Raw genomic sequence first — 23,321 nt, forward strand, 5'->3', positions numbered from 1 at the left:
AGTGCCTAGGCTCGAGGCCATGGCCCTGTTCACCCGCGCCGAGCTCGAGTCGTTCCGTGACACGGAGGTCCCCGACCTCGTCGGACCGGACGTGCGGCTGCTCTTCGTCGGCATCAACCCCGGGCTGTGGACCGCCGCGACCCAGACCCACTTCGCGCACCCGGTGAACCGCTTCTACCCCGCGCTGCTGCAGGCCGGGATCATCGATCGCCCCATCGATGCCGCTGCGGGCATGGACGAGGAGGACCGCGCCTACTTCCGCTCGCGCGGTCTCGGCATCACCAACCTCGTCCCACGGGCCACCGTGCGCGCCGACGAGCTCACGACCGACGAGCTGCGAGCCGGCGGCGCTCGACTGCTCGAGCTCGTCACCACGCTCCGACCGCGCGTCGTCGCGGTCGCCGGCATCACCGCCTACCGCCTGGCGTTCGCGGATCGCAAGGCCACCGCCGGACGGCAACCCCAGCCGTTGGGCGAGGCCGAGCTGTGGGTCGTGCCCAACCCCAGCGGTCTGAACGCCCACCACACGGTGGCCACCCTCGCCGCTGCCTATGCCGAGCCGGCGCGCGCCGCAGGGATCCTCGGCTGAACCGGCTCCGCCCCTGACACGGCGTGGTCACGACGCGTCCCCCAGCTCGCCCTCGAAGACCTCGCCGCCCTCCACGATGAGCAGCGACGCCCCCAGCCCGAACGGTCCGGGCACGTCGAGCGAGCCGTCGACCTGATGGCTCTCGCCGAGGAACTCGGCGATCAGGAACCGCAGCCACTGCCCCGCAGCGACCGACCCCGCCGCGAGCGCCAGGCAGCACCCCTCGTCACAGGGGATCCAGGGCGACGGCACGGCCGGCTGCCCTGGCCAGATCCGGGCCACCTGGCCGGGCCGTCGGCCGAAGCCGGCGAGGAAGGCCGCCTCTCCGGCGTCGAGGGCAGGGGTGAGGCTGAGCCGATCGCCGGTCCGTGCGTGATGGGTCATCTGGGTCCTCCTTCGGTGTGGTGTGCGTCGTCCTGACGCCCTACCCACCGTGGCCAGGTCCACCGACATCACCGGCGTTGCGACGTACGACCTGTGGAGAGGTCGCAGGCACACCTGCCCTGTGGACGCTTTGCGGCCCGCGAATCTGAGAGGCTGTGCCCGTGCCCCCCACTGACCTGCCCGTTCGCGAAGCCGTGCGCGCCTATGCCGCGCTGCAGCCCGGACTGGTGGAGCCGACCGAGCACTTCGTCGAGCTGATCACCACCCTGCTCGACGACGCCGGCATCAACTACCTCAGCGTCACCGGCCGGACGAAGAGCGTCGCGTCGTTCGCCGCCAAGGCGGCGCGGAACGTCGGCGACCAGCTCCTCTACCCCGATCCCCTCGTCCAGATCACCGACCAGATCGGCGTGCGCGTCATCACCTACGTCCACAGCGACGTGGCCGCGGTCGCGGAGCTCCTCGACGACGAGCTGACGATCCTGGACGATCGCGACATGGGCCAGGAGACCGCACGCGCCGGCGGCTTCGGCTACGCCAGCCGGCACCTCCTGGTGACGCCCGATCCCCCGGACGACGAGGTGCACCAGGCGCCGTACGACGAGGTGCGCGGCCACCGGGCGAGCGTGCAGGTGCGCACCGTGCTGCAGCACGCGTGGGCCGAGTTCGAGCACGACATCCGCTACAAGGGCACCGTCCCGGAGGAGTACGTCCCCGACCTCGACCGCCGCTTCACACTGGCGGCCGGGCTGCTCGAGCTCGCCGACCGGGAGTTCTCCACCATCCGCGAGCGTCTCCAGGCGGTGGCCCCGGTCTCCCCCGGCGAGGCCGATCCCAGCGACCCGCGCATCAGCGGGCAGGAGCTGGCAGCCTTCCTGGCCGGGCAGTACGCCGACGCCGGCTGGTCGCACACCGACCACTACGGCTGGATCGGCGGCCTGATGCTCGAGCTGGGCATCACCTCGCTCGACGAGCTCGACGGGCTGCTCACCTCTGTCGACGCCGACGCAATCATCCGACGGATGGGCTACCGCTATCCCGCTGGTGCAGTCCGTCGTCTCGACGACGCCCTGCTCGCGATCTTCGGCCAGCAGTACGTCGACCTGAAGGGCAACTCCCACCGGGTGGAGAAGCTCACCGAACGACTCGCGAAGCTGAACTCGCCCGACGGCTGATGAGGACCACTCTCTAGGGTTGGCCCATGCCGCGCCCGCTCTGGACCTCGCTCACGCCAGTCCTCGCTGCGCTCCTGCTCGCCGCGACCTGGGGGCGCCACCCGGGCGCAGCAGTGCTGACCCTCGTCGCCGTGGTGCTGGTGGGAGCCGTGCTGGCAGCGGTCCACCACGCCGAGGTCGTCGCCCACCGGGTCGGCGAACCGCTCGGCTCGCTGGTGCTCGCGGTCGCCGTCACGGTCATCGAGGTGGCGCTGATCATCACGCTGATGATCACCGCCGACAAGGACACCTCCGGTCTCGCCCGCGACACCGTCTTCGCTGCCGTGATGATCAGCATCAACGGCATCCTCGGCCTGTCACTGCTGGTCAGCGCGCTGAAGCACCACCTCGCGGTGTTCAACCCCGAGGGCACCGGCTCCATGCTCGCCACCGTCGTCACGCTGGCCACGGTCTGCCTGGTGCTGCCGTCGTTCACCATGTCCGAGCCCGGGCCCGTCTACACCGGCCCGCAGCTCGCCTTCGCCGCCATCGCCTCGCTCGTGCTCTACGGCCTGTTCGTCTTCACCCAGACGATCCGGCACCGTGACTTCTTCCTGCCCGTCGATCGCGACGGGGAGACGCTCCGGACGGGCGACCACGTGGACGCGGACGACGACGGACACGCCGACCCGCCGGACAACCGCACGACCGCCTGGAGCGCCGGGCTCCTCGTCGTCTCGCTCGTCGCCGTCGTCGGCCTGGCCAAGATCGTCTCGCCGGCCATCGAGGACGGCGTCGCGGCGGTCGGCTTCCCGAACGCCGTCGTCGGTGTCGCGATCGCCCTGCTCGTGCTGCTGCCGGAGTCGATCGCAGCGGTCCGCGCCGCCGCCCGCGAGCGGGTCCAGGTCAGCCTCAACCTCGCGTTCGGCTCGGCCATGGCCTCGATCGGCCTGACCATCCCGACCCTCGCCGTCGCGTCGATCTGGCTCGACGGGCCGCTGTCCCTCGGTCTCGACAACGTGCAGATCGTGCTGCTGTTCCTGACCGTGGTCGTCGCCATCCTGACCGTGGTCCCAGGTCGTGCCAAGCCCCTGCAGGGCGGCGTGCACCTCGTCCTGCTGGCGGCCTTCATCTTCTTGACCATCGCTCCCTGAGCCCCTGACACCCCGACCGAGAGACCGAGATGACCGAGCCCGCCCAGCCCCGCCGCGCGCGACACCTGATGGACCCCAACGCACCACGCCCGGTGCGCGATCACGCGTCCGAGAACAAGAGCCTCACCCGCGTGCAGCGCTGGGTGATGTCCGCGCTCGCCGTGACCACGATCTTCCACCTGGTGATGGGCCTGATCATCGCGGCGCTCTTCCTCGACAACCCGCGCCCCGGTGCCCAGGTCGGCCTGTGCCTGATCGCCGGCGCGTTCGGCGTGATCGCGATCGCGGTCGCGTTCGTGATCCACGGCAAGAAGCCGCTCACCCCGTGGCTGCTCGTCGGGCTGATCCCCTCGGCGGTCGGGATCTACCTGATCAACCGCTAGCTACTTCTGGGCCTTGGCCTTGCCGAACCAGGTCTCGTAGATCTCGTCGTAGCGACCGCTCTCCTGGATGTCGGCGAGCACCTCGTTGATGACGCGCAGGAGGTCGACGTTGCCGTCCTTCTCCACCGCCATGCCGTACTGCTCGCCCGTGTCGAACTCGGAGACGACCTCGAAGTCGGGGTGCCGCTTGATGGCGTCACCGACGATGTTGTTGTCGTAGATGCCGGCGTCGACGGCGCCGCCGCTGAGCGCGGAGTCGACGTCCTGGACGTTCTTGTAGGACACGATCTGGGTGTTGGTCGGCGCGTGGTCGTTGGCATAGAGCTCGCCGGTGGTCGCTTCCTGTACGGCGATGCGCCCGCCGCCGAGGTCGCTGAGGTCGTCGATCCCGCTGCCCTTCTGCACCACCATCACCTGCGCGGCGTTGAAGTAGGGGCTGGAGAAGTCGACGACGCGGGCCCGGTCGCCGTTGATCGACATGGCGGCGACGCCCACGTCGCAGCTCCCGTCGTTGAACAGCTCCCCCGAGGCGATGTCGTCGAAGTTCTCGTTGACGAACTCCGCCTTGACGTCGAGCGCCGCGGCCACTTCGTTGACGAGGTCGATGTCGAAGCCGACGACCTCACCGCCCTGCTCGAACTCGAAGGGCTCGTAGGGCAGGGACGTGCACACCTTCAGGGCGCCGTCCTTGACGAGCTCGGGCTCGGGTGCGCTCGTCGACGAACCGTCGGAGCCGCAGCCGGCCAGGGCGAGCACGACCACCGAAGCGATGGCCACACGCGCCATCGGCAGACGTGAGGTGCGCATCAGCTGGCACCTGCCAGCGTCCGGGTGAGGTGCTCGAGGGCGTATTCGGTGACCCGGATGAGGGCGGCCTTGGCAGACTCGCGATCGCGTGCATCGATGGAGATGATCGGGACCTCGGGCGGCAGCGCGAGGGCGGCCTTGACCTGGTCGAGGGTGTACTGCTCGATGCCGTCGAACTGGTTGACCGCGACGATGAACGGCAGGCCCTTGGCCTCGAAGTAGTCGAGGGGCGAGAAGGACTCGTCGAGTCGCGCGGTGTCGACGATGACGATCGCACCGATCGCGCCGAGGCACAGGTCGTCCCACATGAACCAGAAGCGGCGCTGGCCCGGCGTGCCGAAGAGGTAGAGGATCAGGTCCTCGCCCAGCGTCAGCCGGCCGAAGTCCATGGCGACGGTGGTGGTCGCCTTCGAGGGGACGGCGTCGAGGTTGTCGACGCCCTCCGACTCGTTGGTGACGAGCGCTTCGGTGCGCAGCGGTTGGATCTCCGACACAGAGCCGACCAGGGTTGTCTTGCCAACGCCGAAACCGCCAGCGATGACGATCTTGGTCGACGCTGCCTTGTTGCGACTAGTAGGTGCGGAGTCCACGGAGGGTCCTTTCGATGAGCTCTATCCGCTCGTCCTTGGACGAGTTCTCGGTGATGGTTGCTTGTACGCGGATGAACCCGTGCTCGACGAGATCGCTGAGCAGGACGCGCACGACGCCGATTGGCATCTTGACGAGGGCCGCGCACTCAGCGACGGAGCGTCGGTCACACACCTCGAGCACCTGGAGGGCGGCGGCGCTCACCGAGGCGCCGTCGTCCGTGGGTTCCAGACGCAGGGTCGCTTCCATGGGCAGGTCCACGGTCGCGTGGGTCCGCCCTGAAGTGATGGTGTACGGCCGGACGAAGCGAGGTCTCCTGACCTGCTCGTCCGATCCGTCTGACTCAACTGGTGTCACGGCCGGTCACGCTCAGTTCGACGAACTGACGCGGGCCCCGGCCTGGACGGTCTGACCGACGCGCTCGACGAGCAGCGCCATCTCGTAACCGACCTGGCCGATGTCCGCGTCCTCTTCGGTCAGGACCGTGAGGTTGGAGCCGTCGCCGACGCTCATGAGCATGAGGTAGCCGTGCTCCATCTCCACGACGGTCTGGAGCACTGCCCCACCGTCGAAGAGGCGCGCGGCACCGACGGCGAGGCTGGCCAGACCGGACGACACGGCCGCAACCTGCTCGGCCCGCTCGCCGGGGATGCTCTGGCTCTCCGCCATCAGGAGGCCGTCGGCGGACACCAGGATCGCGTGGGCCGCGTCGGTCACCTCCTCGACGAAGCGAGACACCAGCCAGTTCAGGTTGTTGTCGGTGGCAGAGATGCCTTGGGACTCGGTCATTTCTCTTCTACTTTCTTACTGGTCGTCGGCAGGCACGGAGGCAGTGCGTCCACGGCGGACACCGGCCTTGTGAGCGGACAGTCGAGCACGGATGGCTTCGGGGTCGCGACCGGCGCTCCCCACGGGCTTGGTGACGCTGCCCGGCACGAGACGTGCACCTGGGCGGCGGACCGGCAGTCCGGAATCTATGGATACTTCTTCGTGGGTCCCGGCGACGGTGTCGGCCCGCTCCCACCCTGCCTCGACCTCGGTCGAGGTCCACGCGCGGTCCTGCTCGTCGGTGCTCAGCCACGACGACTTCGCAGACCCGTTGAGCGCCGGCTCCTCGACCCGCTCGACCGGAGCCGGCTGGTCCAGGACAGTGGTCGTGCTGGCATCGAGGGCCGGCTCGAAGACCGGCTCCGACACCAGGTTGGCGGCAGGCGCCTCGGTGGTGGCCTCGATCCACGAGGTCTCCACGGGCTCCAGCAGGGCCGTCGTGGCGACCGGTGCGACCACCTCGTGCTCGATCACCTCGTGCTCGCTCGGCAGGGGGTCGGTCAGCGGGTCACCGAGCGAACCGCGCTCGCGCGAGGGCATCTGCAAGATGGCGGCGTGGTCGACCTCGTCGTAGTCCGGGATCGGCAGGCGTCCGCGCTGGGGACGGATCTTGGCCATGAGGGCCGCGATGTGCGCCTCGGGGCTCTCCTCCTCGATCTCCTCCTCGACGACCGGCTCGGCCTCGACCACAGGGGTCTCGACGACCGGGGCCTCGACCTCGACGGCTTCTTCGAACGACGCCGGTTCGTCGAGCGCGGACGTCGTGGCGTAGGTCTCGGGGGCGTCCTCGGTGAACTCGTCGGCCACCTTCTCGGCGACCTCGGGCTCCCGCGGGAGATCCGGAACGGCCGAGACGATGGGCGCAACGGGGGTCAGGTCGCGCTTGGAACGCAACGCCATCCCACCGGTGGCGCGCTTGGTCTCGCGCGGCGCCTCCGGCTCGGTCTCCTCGCCGTCGGCCTTGGGGAGCTGGACGCCGGCCGCGCTGAGCGTGGGCAGGGTCGCGCCGCGCTCGCGGGTCGGCAACACGGGGCTGACCGAGCGCAGGTGGGAGTCGCCGATGCCCAGCGGGTCGGACGCGTCCACGGCGGACACGTGGGAGCCGCGCGTCGGGAGCTGGGTGGGCGGCACCAGTGCCGGGGAGTCCTCGAGTGCCTCGTCCTGCTCCTCCACGAATGGCTCGGGCTCGAGCTCGGGCTCGACCGGAGTCGGCTCGAGGTGCGCGCGCTCGGGCAGGATCGCGTTGGGCACCAGGACGTAGGCGGTCGTGCCGTCGCCGCTGTTGGCCTTCAGCGTGACGCTGACGCCGTGGCGCTGGGCGAGCCGGCTGACCACGAACAGGCCCATGCGACGGGCGGTGTCGGGGGTGACCTCGACGCCGGTGCGCAGGTTCTCGTTGATCTGCTTGAGCTCGTCGACGGGGATGCCGAGTCCCGCATCGGCCACCGTGATGGTGACACCGTTGTCGGTGACGACGGAGTCGAGCACCACGCTGGTGTGCGGCGAGGAGTAGGACAGCGAGTTGTCGACCAGCTCGGTGACGAGGTGGACCAGGTCACCGGCGGCGGACTCGTTGACCAGGATCGGCAGGTCGGACTCGACCCGCACGCGCTGGTAGTCGGTCACACCCGCGGTCGCGGCCTGCAGGGTCTCGCCGATGGAGACGCTCTCCCAGCCGGCCGAGCGCGTGGGCGCGTCGGCGAGGATGAGCAGCGAGTCGGCCGTACGGCGCATGCGGGCCGCGAGGTGGTCGAGGCGGAAGAGGCTCTCGAGCCGCTTCGGGTCCTCCTCGTCGCTCTCCAGCGCCTCGATGAGGTTGAGCTGCTGGTTGATCAGCGTGGTGTTGCGGCGCGAGAGCGTCACGAACATCTCGCCGACCTGGGCGCGGAGCTTGGCTTCGCCGGAGGCGAGGGTGACGGCCTGCTGGTGGAGGTCGTCCACGGCCCGGGCCAGCTGGCCGACCTCTTCGTGCGTGGTGACGTCGATGCGCTTGATCGGGCCCGGCTCCGAACCGGCCCGGATGCGGGCGACCGCGTCGGGCAGGTCCTGGCGGGCCACCTTGAGGGCGCCCTCGCGGACCCGGCGGATCGGGTTGACGAGAGTGCGCGAGATCAGCAGGGCGAGCGCGATGGCGGCGCCGAGCGCGATCAGGGTCAGCAGGGCGTTGAGCAGGGCGCGGCGGCGGGCGTCGGACGCGGTCTCGGCGAGCTGCTCGTCCACGCCGTCGAGCAGCGTGGTCTGCAGCTTGTCGTATTCGTCGTAGGCGTCGGCGCCACCGAGGTCGCTGCCACCGGTGCGGATCTCGTTGGCACGCTCGCCGTTGTTGGTGCGCAGGGCCTGGATCGAGTCGTCGGCGTCGCCCAGCTGGCCGGCAAGACGGTCGAGCGCGGCACTCTCGGCACCGAACTCGGAGAAGAGGGGGAGAGCGTCGTTGCGACCGGTGCGCTCAGTGGCACCCAGCGCCTGCTGCATGGCGAGCGCGAAGCGACCACCGAGCGCCTGGGACAGCAGCTCGAGGCGGGGCTCGGGGGTGAGCTGCTCGTTGATGATGGTGGTGATCAGCTTGGTGACACCCGACTGCATCTGCCGCAGCTGGGCGATCCACGTGCCGGGGCTGACGGGGCCGGTCGCCTCGTCGCGCAGGGCGCGGCTGAGGCTGAGGATCACGTCGACCTGGCGTCCCTGCTCAGTGGTGAGGTCGGCGTCGTCACGGGCCTCGAGAAGCGCGGCGGCGGCAGTCTTGATCTCGGCCAGCGCGTCGTCGAGCTCGTTCTGGCTGGTGCCGGTCGTCGACTGGGCCGCGACCATGCCCTTCTCAGCCGCGGTGAGGTAGGCGATCGCGGGCTCGAGCACGGTGACCTGCCGGGCACTGGCCGACGCGTTGCCGGACTGCTCGAGGTCGTTGGTGACCCGGAGGCCACCGAAAGCCGCTGCGAGGAGCAGCGGGATCGCCAGTGCGAGCGCAACCTTGCGTCGCAGCGGCCAGCCGGAGACGGCGAGTTGGGAGTCGCGTCCCTGGGACGGGCTCTGGTCGCTCATGTGGACCCCATGACTTTCATCTTCTCCGCCCGAGGGACGGCTGCCCCACACAGGGCAAACTCAAGATAGAGACTGGGCGGCCTCCGCGTGGCGGAATTGGAGAACTAGCCCAGCCAGATGTCTAGACAGCCTATGGGATTAGCCCGTTCGGGCGCGAGCGCGACGATCGGTGGATGTTTTCAGGCCAGCGACCACACGCCGGGGGCGCCCTTGGCCATCACGCCGTCCTTGATCATCGACTGCCGGGCCCGGCGGGCGGCATAGCGCCACCGCAGCTCTCCTTCGGGCGTGAGCTGCCGGTCGCCGTCGAGCAGATCCTCGGCCAGGCGCGACTCCAGTGCGGTGAAGACGTCCTCGGTGTCGAGCTCGCCTCCGGCGGCCTCGAGCACGCCGACGATGTGGGGTGCGAAGTCCTCGGGTGGGGTCCACTTCCGCGGCGCCCGCCGGGTGGGTACGGCGGGCGCCGTGGTCTTCGCAGCGCGGGGCGTGCTCACGCGAGGTGCCCTGACCGGCGCCGGGGGCGGCGGAGGTGCCGGAGGCATCCCGTGCACGCACGTCGACAGGGGCAGGTCACACAGGTCGCAATAGTCGTCAGGCATCGGTGCCAACGCTAGCCCACCTCGACGTCACGGGCGGACGTCGCGCTCCCAGAACCGAAGCGCCGCGCAGGCCTTGACGAAGTCCGAGGCGCTCTTCACCGACAGGTCGGGGCAACCGGCGTCGGGCTGGATCGCCGCAGCGGCCAGCCACTCCCCCGCGTCGGCGCCCACACCGATGAGCTTGTGGTGGGCGAAGGCGTCGTTGACGAAGTCCTTGGCACTGGCCCGGCCGGCGAGCTCGGTGGCACCGGCGAGCGAGGGCAGCAGGGCCACCGCGTCGAAGAGCACCGACGGCCCGCCGTCGATCGCGTGGTGGGGCTTGATCGTGCCGCCGCCCTTCAGCTTGACGGGCCCGATCGCGGGTGCGACGTACTCGACCGTCGCCCCGGCCTTCTCGAAGGCGCCGGCCACCGCGTTGACGACGGCCTTGTCGCTGCCGTCGGTCACGACGATGCCGAGCTTGCGTCCGGCGAAGGAGTCGGGGCCGTTGAGCTGGATGCTCAGCGCAGCAGATTCGGGCAGGTCGGTGCGCGGGGCGACCGCTGCCTCGGCCGCGTCCGGCAGCGGCATCGCGAGCTTGTCGGCGACCTGCTGGGCGAGGTCGTCGTGCACGTTGCGCAGGTTGGCGAGCATGCGGGTGCGGATCTTGGGGTCCTCGACCTTGCTGAGCTCGAAGCCGAAGGCCGCCACGATGTGCTGGCGCTCCACGTCGGTCTGGCTGATGAAGAACTGCCGCGCCTGTGAGTAGTGGTCGGCGAACGACTCCGCGCGCAGCCGCCGGGTCTGACCCTGCTCCTCACGCATGACGCTCTGGTAGCCCTGCACGAGGTCGGCGCGCGAACCGCGGTCGGCCCCGGTCAGCGAGTTCGGCTCGTAGTTGCCCCGGCCGGTCTGCGGCATCGTCTGCATGTGGCCGTCGCGCTGGAAGTGCGCGACGGGGCAGCGCGGTGCGTTGACCGGGATGTGGGTGAAGTTGGGGCTGCCCAGCCGCTTGAGCTGGGTGTCGAGGTAGGAGAAGTTGCGGCCCTGGAGCAGTGGGTCGTTGGTGAAGTCGATGCCCGGGATGACGTTCTGGGTGCAGAAGGCGACCTGCTCGGTCTCGGCGAAGACGTTGTCGACCACGCGGTCGAGGGTGAGGCGGGCGATCACCCGGACGGGCAGCACCTCCTCGGGAATGATCTTGGTCGCGTCGAGCACGTCGAAGTCGAACTTGTCGGCGAAGGCGTCATCGAAGACCTGGACACCGAGGTCCCACTGGGGGAAGTCGCCCGACTCGATCGCGGCATAGAGGTCGCGGCGGTGGAAGTCGGGGTCGGCGCCGTTGATCTTCACCGCCTCGTTCCACACCACCGACTGCATGCCCTGTCGCGGCTTCCAGTGGAACTTGACGAAGGTGGCCTTCCCGTCGGCGTTGACGAAGCGGTAGGTGTGGACGCCGAAGCCCTCCATGAACCGGAACGAGCGCGGGATCGCGCGATCGCTCATCGCCCACAGCAGCATGTGCGTCGACTCCGGCATCAAGGACACGAAGTCCCAGAAGGTGTCGTGCGCGCTGGCGGCCTGCGGCCAGCCACGGTCCTGCTCCTCCTTGACCGCGTGGACGAGGTCGGGGAACTTCATCGCGTCCTGGATGAAGAAGACCGGCATGTTGTTGCCGACGATGTCCCAGTTGCCCTCCTCGCTGTAGAGCTTGACCGCGAACCCGCGTACGTCGCGGGCCAGGTCGGGCGAGCCGAGGTTGCCCGCCACCGTGGAGAACCGGACGAACGCCTCGGTCCGCTGGCCCTTCTTCTGCAACGGAGCGGCCCGGGTCAGGTCAGGCACCGGGTCGAGGCACTCGAGGTAGCCGTGGGCGCCGTAGCCGCGCGCGTGCACGACGCGCTCGGGGATGCGCTCGTGGTCGAAGTGGAAGATCTTGTCGCGCAAGACGAAGTCCTCGAGGACGGTGGGGCCGCGATCGCCCACCTTGAGCGAGTTCTGGTCGTCGCCCAGCGGGGTGCCGGTCGACGTCGTCATCCGCTCGCCCCCCTTGACGCCCTGGTGGAGCTCGTCCCCCGTGCCGCGCTGGTCGGGAGTGCTGGTCGGTCGTTTGAGAGCCATGCCGAGAGTCCTCACGTCGTGGCCGCGGTGATCGCGTCCCCCACCGGCGAGGCTAGCCATCATCGGGCGTGGCCGACACCCCCCGATTCAGGCTCGACGCGGCCGAGATGCCCGCCGCGGGGGTCCGGCGAAACGCTCCGCCGCGCGCCTATGGAGAACCGGACGCCGACGCGCCGCTACGGTGATCCCGTGGGACGTCTCCGGCAATCCGTTCTGCATCCTGCCCGGGTCGTCCCGGTCGCGTTCTTCGCGGCGATCGTCGTGGGCACCGTGCTGCTCGCGCTGCCGTGGTCCACCCCGGGACCCGAGCGGACGCCGATCCTGACAGCAGCCTTCACCGCCGTCTCCGCGGTGTGCGTGACCGGACTCGCGACGGTCGACACCGCGACGTACTGGTCACCGTTCGGCCAGGGCGTGATCATGGCGCTGATCCAGGTCGGCGGCTTCGGGATCATGACCCTGGCGACCCTGCTCGGGCTGCTCGTCGGCGGCAAGCTGCGGTTGAAGTCGTCGCTGATCGCGCAGGCCGAGACGCACACGCTCAACATCGGCGACGTGCGCCACGTCATCGGCCGCATCGCCATCACCATCCTGGCGTTCGAGATCGCCTTCGCCACGATGCTGACGTTCCGCTTCCGGGCGGCCTACGACGACACCTGGGGCCAGGCCCTGTGGCACGGCGCGTTCCACTCCGTGTCGGCATTCAACAACGCCGGCTTCGCGCTCTACAGCGACAGCCTGATCGGCTTCGTCGACGACGCGTGGATCATCTTCCCGATCTGTGTGGCCGTCATCGCCGGCGGCATCGGCTTCCCCGTCCTGTTCGAGCTGCGCCGTCGCTGGCGCAGCCCCGATCGCTGGACAGTGCACACCCGGTTGACCGTGTACGGCACCGGCATCCTGCTCGTCGTCGGCACGGCCGCCTTCCTGGCCCTCGAGTGGACCAACGCCGGCACGCTCGGGCCGCTCGACACCTGGGGCAAGCTCGTCGGTGGCGTGACCGGTGGCGTCGTGCCCCGCACGGCCGGGTTCAACAGCGTCGACTACGGCCAGATCACCCCCGAGACGATGGCCGTCAACTACGTCCTGATGTTCATCGGCGGTGGCTCAGCGGGCACCGCCGGCGGCATCAAGGTCACCACGTTCTTCCTGCTGGCCTACGTCATCTGGTCCGAGGTCCGCGGTGAGCGCGACACCAACGTCGCCCACCGGCGCATCAGCAGCGAGACCATGCGCCAGGCGCTCACGGTCGCGCTGCTAGCCATCGCCGCGATCAGCACGGGCACGATGGTGATCCTGCTGTCCACGGACTACGCCCTCGACGTCGTGCTGTTCGAGTCGATCTCCGCCTTCGCCACGGTCGGTCTGTCCACCGGCATCACGCCCGACCTGCCGCCCGTGGCCGAGGTGACCCTCATGCTGTTGATGTTCGTCGGCCGCGTCGGCACCATCACCGTCGCCACCGCCCTGGCGCTGAAGACCCGTCACCGCCACTTCCACCTGCCCGAGGAGCGTCCCATTGTTGGCTAGGAACAAGCCGGACTCCGTGTCCGTCGTCGTCATCGGACTCGGCAGGTTCGGCACCGCCGTCGCCCAGTCGCTGGTCAACCTCGGCCAGGAGGTGCTCGCGGTCGACGAGAACCTCGCGCTGGTGGAGCGCTGGGCCGAGGAGCTGACCCACGTCGTGCAGGCCGACACCACGGACGATCAGGCGCTGCGCCAGCTCGGCATCAGCGACTTCGACCGGGCAGTCGTCGCCATCGGCACCGACATCGAGGCCAGCGTCCTGACTGTCCTCGCGCTCGCCGAGGCGGGCGTCCCCGACATCTGGGCCAAGGCCATCACCCGCAAGCACGGCGCGATCCTCGAGCGCGTCGGCGCCCACCACGTCGTCTATCCCGAGCACTCCATGGGCGAGCGGGTGGCGCACATGCTGACCGGCTCGATGATCGACTACATCGAGTTCGACGACCACTTCTCCATCGCTCGCGCGCACGCGCCCAAGGAGACCTGGGACAAGACCTTGGCGGAGTCCTCGCCCCGGACCCACCACGGCGTCACCATCGTCGGCGTGAAGCGGCTGGGCGAGGACTTCACCTATGCCCGGCCCGAGACGTCCGTCGCGCGCAACGACCAGCTGATCGTCTCCGGCCCGACGGACAAGGTCGAGAGGTTCTGCAACCTCAAGTAGTCACCGACCCGTCACCCCGACGCCCCTTCCCAGGGCCGCCGGGGTGCGCCATGCTCCCGATCATGAACCGTCATCTCGGGACGGGTCGAGCCCTCGCGCTCGCCCTCATCAGCGCACTCGTCGTCGTCCTCTCGCCGGTCGCACCGGCCACGGCCGCCACCCCGCTCACCGTCAGCCAGGCCATCGGTCAGCAGACCGGGGCGACGCAGACCGTTCGCGGCTACGTGGTCGGGCAGCCGACCGCGACCAACACGGTCGTGCGGTCGGACTTCCCCAACGACTACGCCCTCGCGATCGCCGACTCCGCCAGCCAGACGAGCACGTCGCAGATGCTCTACGTGCAGATCCCGTCGGCGTACCGCGCGCAATGGGGGCTGAAGACCAACCCCGGCCTGATGGGCAAGCAGATCGACGTGACGGGAGCGCTGTCGGCGTACTTCTCCCACCCCGGCATGACGGGCACCTCCGCCTTCGCGCTCGCCGGCGGCACCACCGAGCCGCCTCCGGGCGGCACGAGCCCGTGGGACAGCACCTACTACGCGCCGGCGATGGGCAAGACGGGTACGGCGCTGCGCACCTCGCTGCACGACATCATCGACGGCCACACGGCCCTGTCCTACGACCAGGTGTGGACCGCGCTCAGGGACACCGACCAGGACCCCAACAACACCGCGAACGTGATCGAGCTCTACACCGGGCGCTCCATCTCCAAGAGCAGCAACGGCGGCAACCTCGGGCAGTGGAACCGCGAGCACGTCTGGGCGCAGTCGCGCGGCGGATTCACCACCAGCGCCGGGCCCGGCACCGACCTGCACCACATCCGCCCCGAGGACGTGGCCGTCAACTCCACCCGCGGCAACAAGGACTTCGACCTCGGCGGCTCGGCGGTGTCGGGGTGCACCGACTGCTGGACCGACGCCGACTCCTTCGAGCCGCGCGACGCGGTCAAGGGCGACGTGGCGCGGATGCTGCTCTACATGGCGATCCGCTACGAGGGCGGCGACGGCTTCAACAACCTCGAGATGAGCAGCACCGTCGGCTCCTCCTCGACCCTGATCGGCGACCTTGAGGTGCTGATCGCGTGGAACTCTGAGGACCCGGTGTCGACGTTCGAGATGCGTCGCAACGATCGCATCCACTCGACCTGGCAGGGCAACCGCAACCCGTTCATCGACCACCCCGAGTGGGCCACCGCGATCTGGAACTGACCCCCGGTGCGCGATGCTGGGTCCATGAGCGAGCGCAACGTCCTCGGTGGCGAGCTGGAGTCCTGCGGCACCGAACCCATGACCGGGTTCTACCGCGACGGCACGTGCACGGTCGGGCCGCAGGACGTCGGCCTGCACGCGATCTGCGCAGTCATGACCGAAGACTTCCTCGCCCACCAGCGCGAGGTCGGCAACGACCTGTCCACCCCGCGCCCCGAGTGGGGCTTCCCCGGCCTCGCGCCCGGTGATCGCTGGTGCGTGGTCGCCGTGCGCTGGCTCCAGGCGTACGACGCCGGGCGCGCCGCCCCCGTCGTCCTGGCTGCCACGTCCGTGCGGGCGCTCGACGTCGTCCCGCTCGAGGTGCTGCGGCGCCACTCCGTCGACGTACCGCCCGATCTGTCGGAGCTGACCTGACGACTCTGTTCAACAGGGTGGTTGGGGGTGTAGGGATGAAGCATGGCCGCGCTCGAAAGTGCCCAGCTGCTCGCGGAGCTCGAACCGACCGTGGCGGAGAACCTCGACCGACATCTCGCCATCGCCGACGAGTGGATGCCGCATGAATACGTGCCCTGGAGCCTCGGACGCGACTTCGCCGAGCTGGGTGGCGACCCGTGGGAGGTCGCGCAGTCGCAGCTGTCCCCGATCGCGCGGACGGCGCTCGAGGTCAACCTGCTGACGGAGGACAACCTGCCCAGCTACCACCGCGAGATCGACCGCGCCTTCGGCCGCGACAGCGCGTGGGGCACGTGGGTCAACCGCTGGACAGCGGAGGAGGGGCGGCACGCGTTCTGCATCCGCGACTACCTCCTCGTCACCCGCGGCGTCGACCCCGTCGAGCTCGAGCGGGCGCGGATGCAGACGATGGAGACGGGCTACGACACCGTCGACAAGCCGCTGCTCAACGTCTGCGCCTACGTCTCCTTCCAGGAGCTCGCGACCCGCGTCTCCCACCGCAACACCGGGCGCTACACCGAGGAGCCCATCGCGGAGAAGCTGCTGAGCAGGGTCGCCAAGGACGAGAACCTGCACATGATCTTCTACCGCAACATCGTCGCCGCGGCCCTCCAGGTCGCGCCGAGCCAGACGATGCGCGCGGTCACTGATGAGGTCCTCGACTTCCAGATGCCCGGCAACGTCATCCCCGGCTTCACCCGCAAGGCGGTCGCGATGGCCAAGGCCGGGATCTACGACCTGCGGATCCACCACGACGACATCGTCACTCCCCTGCTGCGGCAGTGGGGCGTGTGGGAGCTCGAGGGCCTCGACGCCGACGGGGAGGCAGCCCGCGACGAGCTCGCGCTGGCTGTCTCCGCGCTGGACACCGAGGCCTCCCGCTTCGTCGAGCGCCGTTCCGAGGCAGCGGCGAAGAAGGCGGCGCGGCAGTCGTCCTAGGCGCTCATCGGGGGCGGTGCCGCTCGAACGCGACGACCTGCTGGAAGGTCGGCCGGTTCTGCCAGTCGATGTCGCGCACCCCGACCGCGCCCGAGGTGGAGTGCCGGATGGCGTCGATCGACTTGTCGTAGGTCAGGTCGGCGACCTTCGAGACCCCCTGCGCGGCCAGCACTCGCGTGACGGCACCGCGCAGCGACGTACGCACGGTCTGGCGGCACTTCTTCAGGCTGCCGCGCCCGCAGTAGTCGAACGCGAGATCCTCGCGCACGGTGCGGTCGCCGAGCAGCGTGCGGAGGTCCTTGTTGAGGTAGCTGTAGTAGGGCGGGTCCATCCACGCGGAGCCGGTGCCGGCCCGCGGGTGGTCGTCGAGGTTGCCGGGCACGTCGCGAGCCAGCACGCCGAGCCGGTCGCCCATGACGTCGTAGGCCACGGACTCCTCGCCGTCCTCCCACCAGGTGTCGAAGAGCGCGATCGCCTGCTGGTGGGCATAGGCGCCGTCGCGGTCGCGGTCGACGCGCGGGGCTCCTGCGCGCGCCCAGCGCTTGAGGGCCGCGCGCGCTGCGGTCGTACGGCGGTCCTTGCCGATCACCTTCAGCAGCCACGGCAGCACCGACGTGGCGCGGGTGTCCTGCGTCGCCGCGTCGGCCATGATCCCGACGGCGCGCGTCAGCGACACCTTGCGCGAGCCGCGGATGTCGCGGCGGACCTTGTCCTCGAGGGCGTCGGAGCGGTGCACCGAGCCCCAGCCCCAGATGTTGTCGGGCGCTCCCCACTTCGGCGACTGCCGGTTGTTCCAGCTGACGAGGTAGCCGCGCTCCGGGTTGATCTCGCGGACGTGGTCGTCGAAGCCGAGCCAGCCGCGCCAGTCGTAGCGGCGATCGCCCCAGCGCGGGAAGTCGAAGGCCGTGCCCTTCGCGCGCCGCGGCAGCCGCCCGGAGGCGAAGTAGGCGATGTCGCGGTTGTCGGCGTAGAACCAGTTGAAGGTGTAGTCGATGCCGTGGGCCGCGCGCTGGAAGGTCTTGGCGTCCTTGACGTAGTCGGGGTTGTTGAGCCGCGCGAAGCCGATCGCGGAGGCGACCTCGCGGCCGTAGGTGCTGCGCTGCGCGACGAGCGCGACGGGAACGCCGTCGACGGTGGTGCGCTCCTGCACGATGCCGTGACGGGTGCGGAGCACGAGGAAGGTGTAGGTCGCCGGCGCCCCCTGCCAGCCGGCGCTCGGGTGCACGGTCTCGCTCGGGGTGTTCCTCGTCATCGGCACGCAGGTGCCGTCGACGAGGTAACCCTCGGACTCGACGCTCGCCTTGCTGCCATCGACGTTGCAGAGGCGTTCGGCGACGGTGTCGACGTTGTCGAGCGAGGCGCTGGTCGCGGACCAGGCGTAGTCGATCCCGCGGCCGAGCTGGACGACCAGGTTGGTGCCGGCGAAGGAGACGCCGCGCGCGTGCACGCCCGGCCCCATCAGCACCTGCTCGTTGAGCAGCTGCGGGGTGAAGTAGCCGGTCTGCGGACCGAAGACGACGACGGGCTTGCCTGTGGCCGACTCCTTCGCACCGATGAGCAGGGCGTTGCTCATCCCCTGCCGGAGCTCGCGCAGGCTGAAGCTGCCGCTCGGCAGGTCCATCCGCGGCTCGGCGCGCTCGACCTTCGCCTGGACGCGCTGGTGGGCGATCACCGTCCCCGAGCCGGGCGCTGTCTGCCCGCCCAGGTCGGGCAGGGCGACGCCGCGGCGCTTGTCGCCGAGCGCCTCGCCGTCGCCGTACGCCGTCTTGACGCTCGCGCTGGTGGGTGCGTCGGCGTCGAGCTTGGTGCGCAGGTCGCGGTAGAGCGCGCGCCCCTTCACCTTGCCGAACTTCTTGGTGAGCTTCTGCAGGTACGCCGCGTTGTCGGCCTCGCCACCGCCGCCACGGCCGAAGATGCCGCCGACCAGCGAGGCGATGTAGATGACGTCGGCGCGGTCCCAGCTCTCGATCTGCTGGCCGAGGAGGGCATACTCCACCGGGCAGGTGGGTGCCACGACCAGGCCGGCCGGGCAGAGCTTGTCCTGGCCGGCGTTGATGCCGGCGAGGTAGGCGTCGAGCCCACCGACGAGGCGCTGCCCCTCGGCGCCGTACTCCCCCGCGATCTTGTCGATCTGCGCGGTCGCCTCCTCCTCGGTGTAGAAGGCGGCCTTGTGCTGCGCGGCGTCCATCGCGACGTTGCCGGGCGTGCCGCCGGCGAACTCCGCGAGCCGGCCCGAACCGGTGTGGCGCAGCGCGTCCATCAGGAACATACGGTCCATCGCCGCGGCATAGCCGGAGCCGAACATGACGTCGCCATAGGTCGTGCCGGTGATGTAGGGGACACCGAACTGGTCCCACTGGATCGCGACGCCGGCGCGCGGGCTCTCCTCGCGCACGACCTGCTCGGGGGTGAAGCCTGCGCTCTTGAAGAGCCCGCCGAGGTCCGTCTTGTCGAGGCTGTACGGCGCGTGGGTGGTCAGCTCGTCGTACATCTCGAGCTGGTCGGCGAAGTTGGGCGGCGCGTTCTTGCCGTCCTGGGCCTCGAGGCCGGGTCCGACCGTCAGCAGGTCCGTCGCGTCGATGGTGCCGTTCTCGCCCGGCGGCAGGATGTTGCGGACGTAGCCGTAGTCGTCATCCTGCGCACTCGCGCTCGGCGGCAGCGTCGTGACCGCCAGCAGCGGGACCAGGGACAGGGCAAGGACACTCGACCAACGGCGCACGGCGACTCCTCATTCGGGGCTGTGCGGCCTCAACGACCGGGTGACTTCGCCGGTTACGAGTGCGGCGTTGCGGAGCCCTTCGCCGCGGCGACCGTGAGCAGCAGCTCCAGGCTCCTCACGCTCACGCCGGACTCCAGGTCGCGCAGGGAGATGGCGTCGGCCTTGCGGTCCAGGATGACCACCGGCACGATCGGGTTGCGTCCGGTCGCCTCGACGGCGGGCACGTCGTACCGCAGGATCGGCTGGCCGATCTCGACGTCGTCCCCCTCGGCCGCATAGGAGCTGAATCCCTCACCCTTGAGCTGCACCGTGTCGATGCCGAGGTGCACCAGGACGCCGACTCCCTCGGGAGTCTGGACGGCGAAGGCGTGCGGCCAGAGCTTGAGGATCTTGCCCGACACGGGCGCGACGACGTCGACGACCTCACGCGGCGGATCGATCGCCAGGCCGGGGCCGACCAGGCCCTTCGCGAACGTCGCGTCCGGGACCTCGGCGAGCGGGACCACCGTGCCGACGAGGGGCGAGAGGACCGTCACGCGGCCGGTCGCTGCACTCGGGAGAGGCGCCGCCGGGGCGGCCGCGGGCGCCGCTGCGGCGGCAACGACCGGTGCCGGTCCCTCGGCCAGGGCTGTCCGGATCTCGTCCTTGAGGACGTCCGCCTGGGTGCCGAAGACGGCCTGCACGTTGTTGCCCACCTCCATGACGCCCGCAGCACCGAGCGCTCGCAGCGCTGCGGCATCCACCGCGCCCTTGTCGGCCACCTCGATCCGCAGCCTCGTGATGCAGGCATCGACCGTCTTCAGGTTGTCGGGGCCACCGAAGGCGGCGATGAGCTGGTGGGCACGTGCCGTCGCCGCTCCGGGCACGGTGTCAGCGGTGGTGGCGTCGGCCGCGTCATCCGCGCCGTCCATCTCGGGGTCGCGTCCCGGGGTGAGCAGGTTCCAGCGGGTGATCGCGAAGCGGAACATCACGTAGTAGAGGACGAAGAACACCAGGCCCATCACGACCAGGAGCGGGATGTTCTTCGCAGCGGGGGCGGTGCCGTAGAGCAGCAGGTCGATCAGCCCGGCCGAGAACGAGAAGCCCAGGTGGATGTCGAGGGCATAGGCGATCGCCAGGGACAGGCCGGTGAGCACCGCGTGGATCACGTAGAGGGGGAAGGCGACGAACATGAACGCGAACTCGAGCGGCTCGGTGACACCGGTCAGGAAGGCGGTGATGGCGGCCGCGGACAGGATGCCGACCGCGAGCTTCTTCTGCGACTTGCGGGCGCTCTGGATCATCGCGAGCGCGGCGCCGGGCAGGCCGAACATCAGGACGGGGTAGAAGCCGGCGGTCAGACGACCAGCCTCGGGATCGCCGTTGGCGAAGCGGGTGAGCTCACCGGTGTACGTCGCCCCGTCGGCCGTGAAGTCGCCGTACAGGAACCAGATGTAGGTGTTGACGATGTGGTGCAGACCGAGCGGGATCATCATCCGGTTGACGAAGCCGTAGACGAACGCTCCGACCGCGCCGGCGCCGCCGATGAACTCCGCGATGCCGGTCAGTCCCATGTCGAAGAGGGGATAGAGGTAGCTCATCGCGAACGCGATCAGCAGGGCTGCCAGCGAGACGACGATGGGCACGAACCGACGGCCGCCGAAGAATCCGAGGTACGGCGGCAGCTGGATCGTGTGATAGCGATCGAACAGCCACGCCGTCACGATGCCGATGATGATCCCGGCGAAGACGCTGTAGTTGATCGTCGCCTGGTCGCCGGAGGGCGTGGTCTCGCCGGCCAGGACGATGGGCGACATCGCCGTGAAGACCTCGGCCATGACGAGGTAGCCCGCGACTGCCGAGAGCGCCGTCGAGCCGTCCGCCTTGCGGGCGAACCCGATGGCCACGCCCACGGCGAACAGCAGGGGCAGGTTGGCGAAGATGGCGCCGCCCGCCGCGCTCATGGCGTCGAAGAAGGGGCCGATCACGGGCTGGTCGTACTGCCCGAGCAGGTCGTCCTGGCCGAGGCGAAGCAGGATGCCGGCCGCGGGCAGCAACGCGATGGGCAGCATCAGGCTCTTGCCGAGGCGCTGGAGCTGGGCGAATCCGGGGATGCGCAGCCCTCCTCGCCGTGAGGGTGCTCGGGTGGGGACGGCGGTTGACATCGGATCCTCCGGCGACTGATAGATTGGTGTAGACCAATTGCACATTGGCATAGACCAATCCGGGCCGTCAAGAGGCGGGACGACGTCCGAGCGGAGGATTCTGTGAAGGTTCCGAAGTACTACCTCGTCAAACGGGAGATCCAGCGACTCATCGCCGACCTCCCGGTCGGGGCAGTCCTGCCCACCGAGCGCGAGCTGGCGGAGCAGCTGGAGACGTCGCGCACGACGGTACGAAAGGCCATCTCCGAGCTCGTCGTCAACGGCCGCCTCGAGCGCACGCAGGGCCGCGGCACGTTCGTGGCCCGACCCAAGCTGATGCAGCTGCGGCCCCTGACCTCCTTCTCCCAAGATCTCGCCGCCGAGGGCTGGCGGCCGGGGAGCAAGATGCTGGAGATCGACGTGATCGAGGCTGACGAGGAGCTCGCCCGCCACCTGCAGCTCACACCCGGCGCCCCGGTGCATCGCGTGACGCGACTGCGGACCCAGGAAGAAGAACCCATCGCCCTGGAGATCGCCCATCTGCCGGGACCTCTGCCAGGCCTGGCCGAGGAGATGGCCGCCCGCGGCTCGCTCTACCGCACCCTGGCCGAGGCCTACTTGATCGACCTCGATGCCGTCGAGGACACCGTCGAGACGACGCTGGCCGACCCCGAGACCGCGAACCTGCTCGGGATCGAGGTCGGGCTGCCGTTGTTGCTCGTGCACCGCACGGCTTGGGATGCGGGCGGCCGCCCCGTGGAGTGGACCCGCTCGCTGTTCCGCGGGGACCGGTTCCGGTTCGTCGCCAGACACAGGCTCCGCGACACCGAGCACCCGGCGTCGGCCGGTGCCACTCGGCCATAATGGGCCGATGAAGCTCGATGACGTCCTCGTCCTGGACGGCGGACTGTCCAATGCGCTCGAGGACCGCGGTCTCGATCTCTCCTCCGACCTCTGGACCGCACGCCTGCTCCTGGACGACCCCGCGCAGATCGCCGCCGTCCACCGTGACTACTACCTCGCCGGCGCCGACGTCGCGACGACCGCGAGCTACCAGGCGAGCGTCCCGAGCCTCGTTGCGGCCGGGCTGACGAAGCGCGAGGCCGAGCACACGATCGTCTCCAGCGTCTTGCTCGCGTGCGGGGTGCGTGACGAGATCGCTTCGCACACCGGGCGCCGGCTGCTGGTCGCGGCGTCCGTCGGTCCGTACGGCGCTGTGCTGGCCGACGGCTCGGAATACCGAGGTCGGTACGGCGTCTCGCCAGCCGCGCTCCGCGACTTCCACGGACCGCGGCTGGAGCTGCTGGCCTCGGCGGGCCCGGACCTGCTCGCGGTCGAGACCATCCCCGACGCCGACGAGGCGGAGGTGCTGGTGCCGCTCCTCGACGAGCTCGGCCTGCCTGCCTGGTTCTCCTACTCCGTCTCGGGAGATTCCACTCGCGCCGGCCAACCCCTTCGAGATGCCTACGCCGTCCTGGCCGACAGCACGAGCATCGTGGCTGCCGGGGTGAACTGCTCGGCGCCGTACGACGTGATGCAGGCCGTGACGGCGGCGGTCGCAGTCACGGGTCGTCCTGCTGTCGCCTACCCGAACCTCGGCGAGACCTGGGACAGCGAGTCGCACACGTGGAGTGGCGACGGGGTCTTCAACACCGCGCTCGCGGCCGACTGGGTCGCCGCTGGAGCGCGGCTGGTGGGCGGCTGCTGCCGGGTGGGACCGGACCACATCGCCCAGCTGGCGGGTGTGCTCAAGGAGCACGAGGCCGACCGTGATGTCGGCGGCGCAACGGATGTCCCTATTGGCGGTTGACCTGGTGTCGGCAGCCTGTGCCTCTGCGGTGGTCGGTGGGGGTGACGTCGGTGGTGCCGTCGGGGTCGCGGAGGAACTGTTGGCCGTGGGGGTCGGACCAGAGCCAGGTGCCCCTCTCGAGGGGCGTGTAGCGCCACCCGGCGTGGGTCTTGAGCTGGTGATGATGCCTGCAGAGCGGGGCGATGTTGCAGTCACACGACGCGCCACCCGTGGTGGGGTCGTCGTGGTCGAACGGGACGATGTGGTCGTGGTC

Annotated in this window: 21 protein-coding genes and 1 pseudogene; 11 read left to right on the forward strand and 11 right to left on the reverse strand. The window is 69.7% G+C overall.

The window, feature by feature from the left end; all coding sequences use genetic code 11:
• The first annotated feature begins 19 nt into the window (after positions 1-19).
• A complete protein-coding gene (locus CF8_RS15620) occupies positions 20-589 on the forward strand; it encodes a mismatch-specific DNA-glycosylase (protein ID WP_010834074.1) in 570 nt (189 codons plus the stop codon).
• Positions 590-616: 27 nt separating this feature from the next.
• Here CF8_RS15620 and CF8_RS15625 read toward each other — a convergent pair whose 3' ends face one another.
• Positions 617-973, reverse strand: a complete 357-nt coding sequence (locus CF8_RS15625) for a hypothetical protein (protein WP_036491211.1) — start codon at positions 971-973, stop codon at positions 617-619.
• 161 nt (positions 974-1,134) lie between these two features.
• Here CF8_RS15625 and CF8_RS15630 point away from each other — a divergent pair, with 161 nt between their 5' ends.
• Genes CF8_RS15630 through CF8_RS15640 form a run of 3 tightly spaced genes read left to right on the forward strand, consistent with a single transcriptional unit; the run spans position 1,135 to position 3,664 of the window.
• On the forward strand, positions 1,135-2,148 hold the full coding sequence (locus CF8_RS15630) for a GTP pyrophosphokinase (RefSeq protein WP_036493352.1): 1,014 nt from the start codon (positions 1,135-1,137) through the stop codon (positions 2,146-2,148).
• A 26-nt stretch (positions 2,149-2,174) separates the two neighbouring features.
• Entirely contained in the window at positions 2,175-3,281 is a 1,107-nt protein-coding gene (locus CF8_RS15635; protein WP_010834077.1) for a calcium:proton antiporter, read from the forward strand.
• A 29-nt stretch (positions 3,282-3,310) separates the two neighbouring features.
• A complete protein-coding gene (locus CF8_RS15640) occupies positions 3,311-3,664 on the forward strand; it encodes a hypothetical protein (RefSeq protein WP_010834078.1) in 354 nt (117 codons plus the stop codon).
• On the opposite strand, the gene CF8_RS15645 is transcribed toward CF8_RS15640, so the two are convergent.
• From CF8_RS15645 to CF8_RS15675, 7 genes are all read right to left on the reverse strand, one after another.
• Complete coding sequence (locus CF8_RS15645; protein WP_036491213.1) at positions 3,665-4,471, reverse strand: ABC transporter substrate-binding protein; 807 nt, start codon at positions 4,469-4,471, stop codon at positions 3,665-3,667.
• Complete coding sequence (locus CF8_RS15650) at positions 4,471-5,061, reverse strand: GTP-binding protein (RefSeq protein ID WP_010834080.1); 591 nt, start codon at positions 5,059-5,061, stop codon at positions 4,471-4,473. Before CF8_RS15650 ends, CF8_RS15645 begins: the two co-directional genes overlap by 1 nt.
• Positions 5,042-5,416, reverse strand: coding sequence for a DUF742 domain-containing protein (locus CF8_RS15655; protein ID WP_036491215.1), 375 nt, complete (start codon positions 5,414-5,416; stop codon positions 5,042-5,044). Before CF8_RS15655 ends, CF8_RS15650 begins: the two co-directional genes overlap by 20 nt.
• A 12-nt stretch (positions 5,417-5,428) precedes the next feature.
• Positions 5,429-5,848, reverse strand: a complete 420-nt coding sequence (locus CF8_RS15660; protein WP_010834082.1) for a roadblock/LC7 domain-containing protein — start codon at positions 5,846-5,848, stop codon at positions 5,429-5,431.
• 15 nt (positions 5,849-5,863) lie between these two features.
• Entirely contained in the window at positions 5,864-8,926 is a 3,063-nt protein-coding gene (locus CF8_RS15665) for a sensor histidine kinase (protein WP_010834083.1), read from the reverse strand.
• A gap of 179 nt (positions 8,927-9,105) precedes the next feature.
• A complete protein-coding gene (locus CF8_RS15670) occupies positions 9,106-9,420 on the reverse strand; it encodes a hypothetical protein (RefSeq protein ID WP_010834084.1) in 315 nt (104 codons plus the stop codon).
• Between the two features lie 132 nt (positions 9,421-9,552).
• Positions 9,553-11,625 (reverse strand): catalase, encoded by a 2,073-nt coding sequence (locus CF8_RS15675; RefSeq protein ID WP_010834085.1) that lies wholly within the window; start codon positions 11,623-11,625, stop codon positions 9,553-9,555.
• Between the two features lie 189 nt (positions 11,626-11,814).
• Between CF8_RS15675 and CF8_RS15680 the strand changes: the two genes are divergently transcribed.
• From CF8_RS15680 to CF8_RS15700, 5 genes are all read left to right on the forward strand, one after another.
• A complete protein-coding gene (locus CF8_RS15680) occupies positions 11,815-13,155 on the forward strand; it encodes a TrkH family potassium uptake protein (protein WP_036493358.1) in 1,341 nt (446 codons plus the stop codon).
• Positions 13,156-13,171: 16 nt separating this feature from the next.
• Entirely contained in the window at positions 13,172-13,816 is a 645-nt protein-coding gene (locus tag CF8_RS15685) for a potassium channel family protein (protein WP_010834087.1), read from the forward strand.
• Between the two features lie 62 nt (positions 13,817-13,878).
• Positions 13,879-15,024: an endonuclease gene (locus CF8_RS15690; protein ID WP_036493360.1), complete on the forward strand. Its 1,146-nt coding sequence runs from the start codon at positions 13,879-13,881 to the stop codon at positions 15,022-15,024.
• A 24-nt stretch (positions 15,025-15,048) separates the two neighbouring features.
• Positions 15,049-15,438, forward strand: a complete 390-nt coding sequence (locus CF8_RS15695) for a DUF2237 family protein (protein ID WP_010834089.1) — start codon at positions 15,049-15,051, stop codon at positions 15,436-15,438.
• A 42-nt stretch (positions 15,439-15,480) separates the two neighbouring features.
• The gene (locus CF8_RS15700) at positions 15,481-16,416 is read left to right on the forward strand and encodes an acyl-ACP desaturase (RefSeq protein ID WP_010834090.1); all 936 of its coding nucleotides are present in this window, start codon (positions 15,481-15,483) and stop codon (positions 16,414-16,416) included.
• Between the two features lie 4 nt (positions 16,417-16,420).
• Here CF8_RS15700 and CF8_RS15705 read toward each other — a convergent pair whose 3' ends face one another.
• Positions 16,421-19,135: a penicillin acylase family protein gene (locus CF8_RS15705; RefSeq protein WP_010834091.1), complete on the reverse strand. Its 2,715-nt coding sequence runs from the start codon at positions 19,133-19,135 to the stop codon at positions 16,421-16,423.
• A gap of 53 nt (positions 19,136-19,188) precedes the next feature.
• Positions 19,189-21,279, reverse strand: coding sequence for a glucose PTS transporter subunit IIA (locus CF8_RS15710; RefSeq protein ID WP_010834092.1), 2,091 nt, complete (start codon positions 21,277-21,279; stop codon positions 19,189-19,191).
• A gap of 102 nt (positions 21,280-21,381) precedes the next feature.
• Here CF8_RS15710 and CF8_RS15715 point away from each other — a divergent pair, with 102 nt between their 5' ends.
• Positions 21,382-22,122: a GntR family transcriptional regulator gene (locus tag CF8_RS15715; RefSeq protein ID WP_010834093.1), complete on the forward strand. Its 741-nt coding sequence runs from the start codon at positions 21,382-21,384 to the stop codon at positions 22,120-22,122.
• A gap of 7 nt (positions 22,123-22,129) precedes the next feature.
• Complete coding sequence (gene mmuM, locus CF8_RS15720; RefSeq protein WP_010834094.1) at positions 22,130-23,068, forward strand: homocysteine S-methyltransferase; 939 nt, start codon at positions 22,130-22,132, stop codon at positions 23,066-23,068.
• Here mmuM and CF8_RS23255 read toward each other — a convergent pair.
• Positions 23,055-23,321, reverse strand: a pseudogene (locus tag CF8_RS23255) (hypothetical protein); the annotation flags it as partial. The gene mmuM and the pseudogene CF8_RS23255 sit on opposite strands and share 14 nt — an antisense overlap.

Source organism: Nocardioides sp. CF8 (assembly GCF_000389985.1).
Classification (GTDB): domain Bacteria; phylum Actinomycetota; class Actinomycetes; order Propionibacteriales; family Nocardioidaceae; genus Nocardioides; species Nocardioides allogilvus.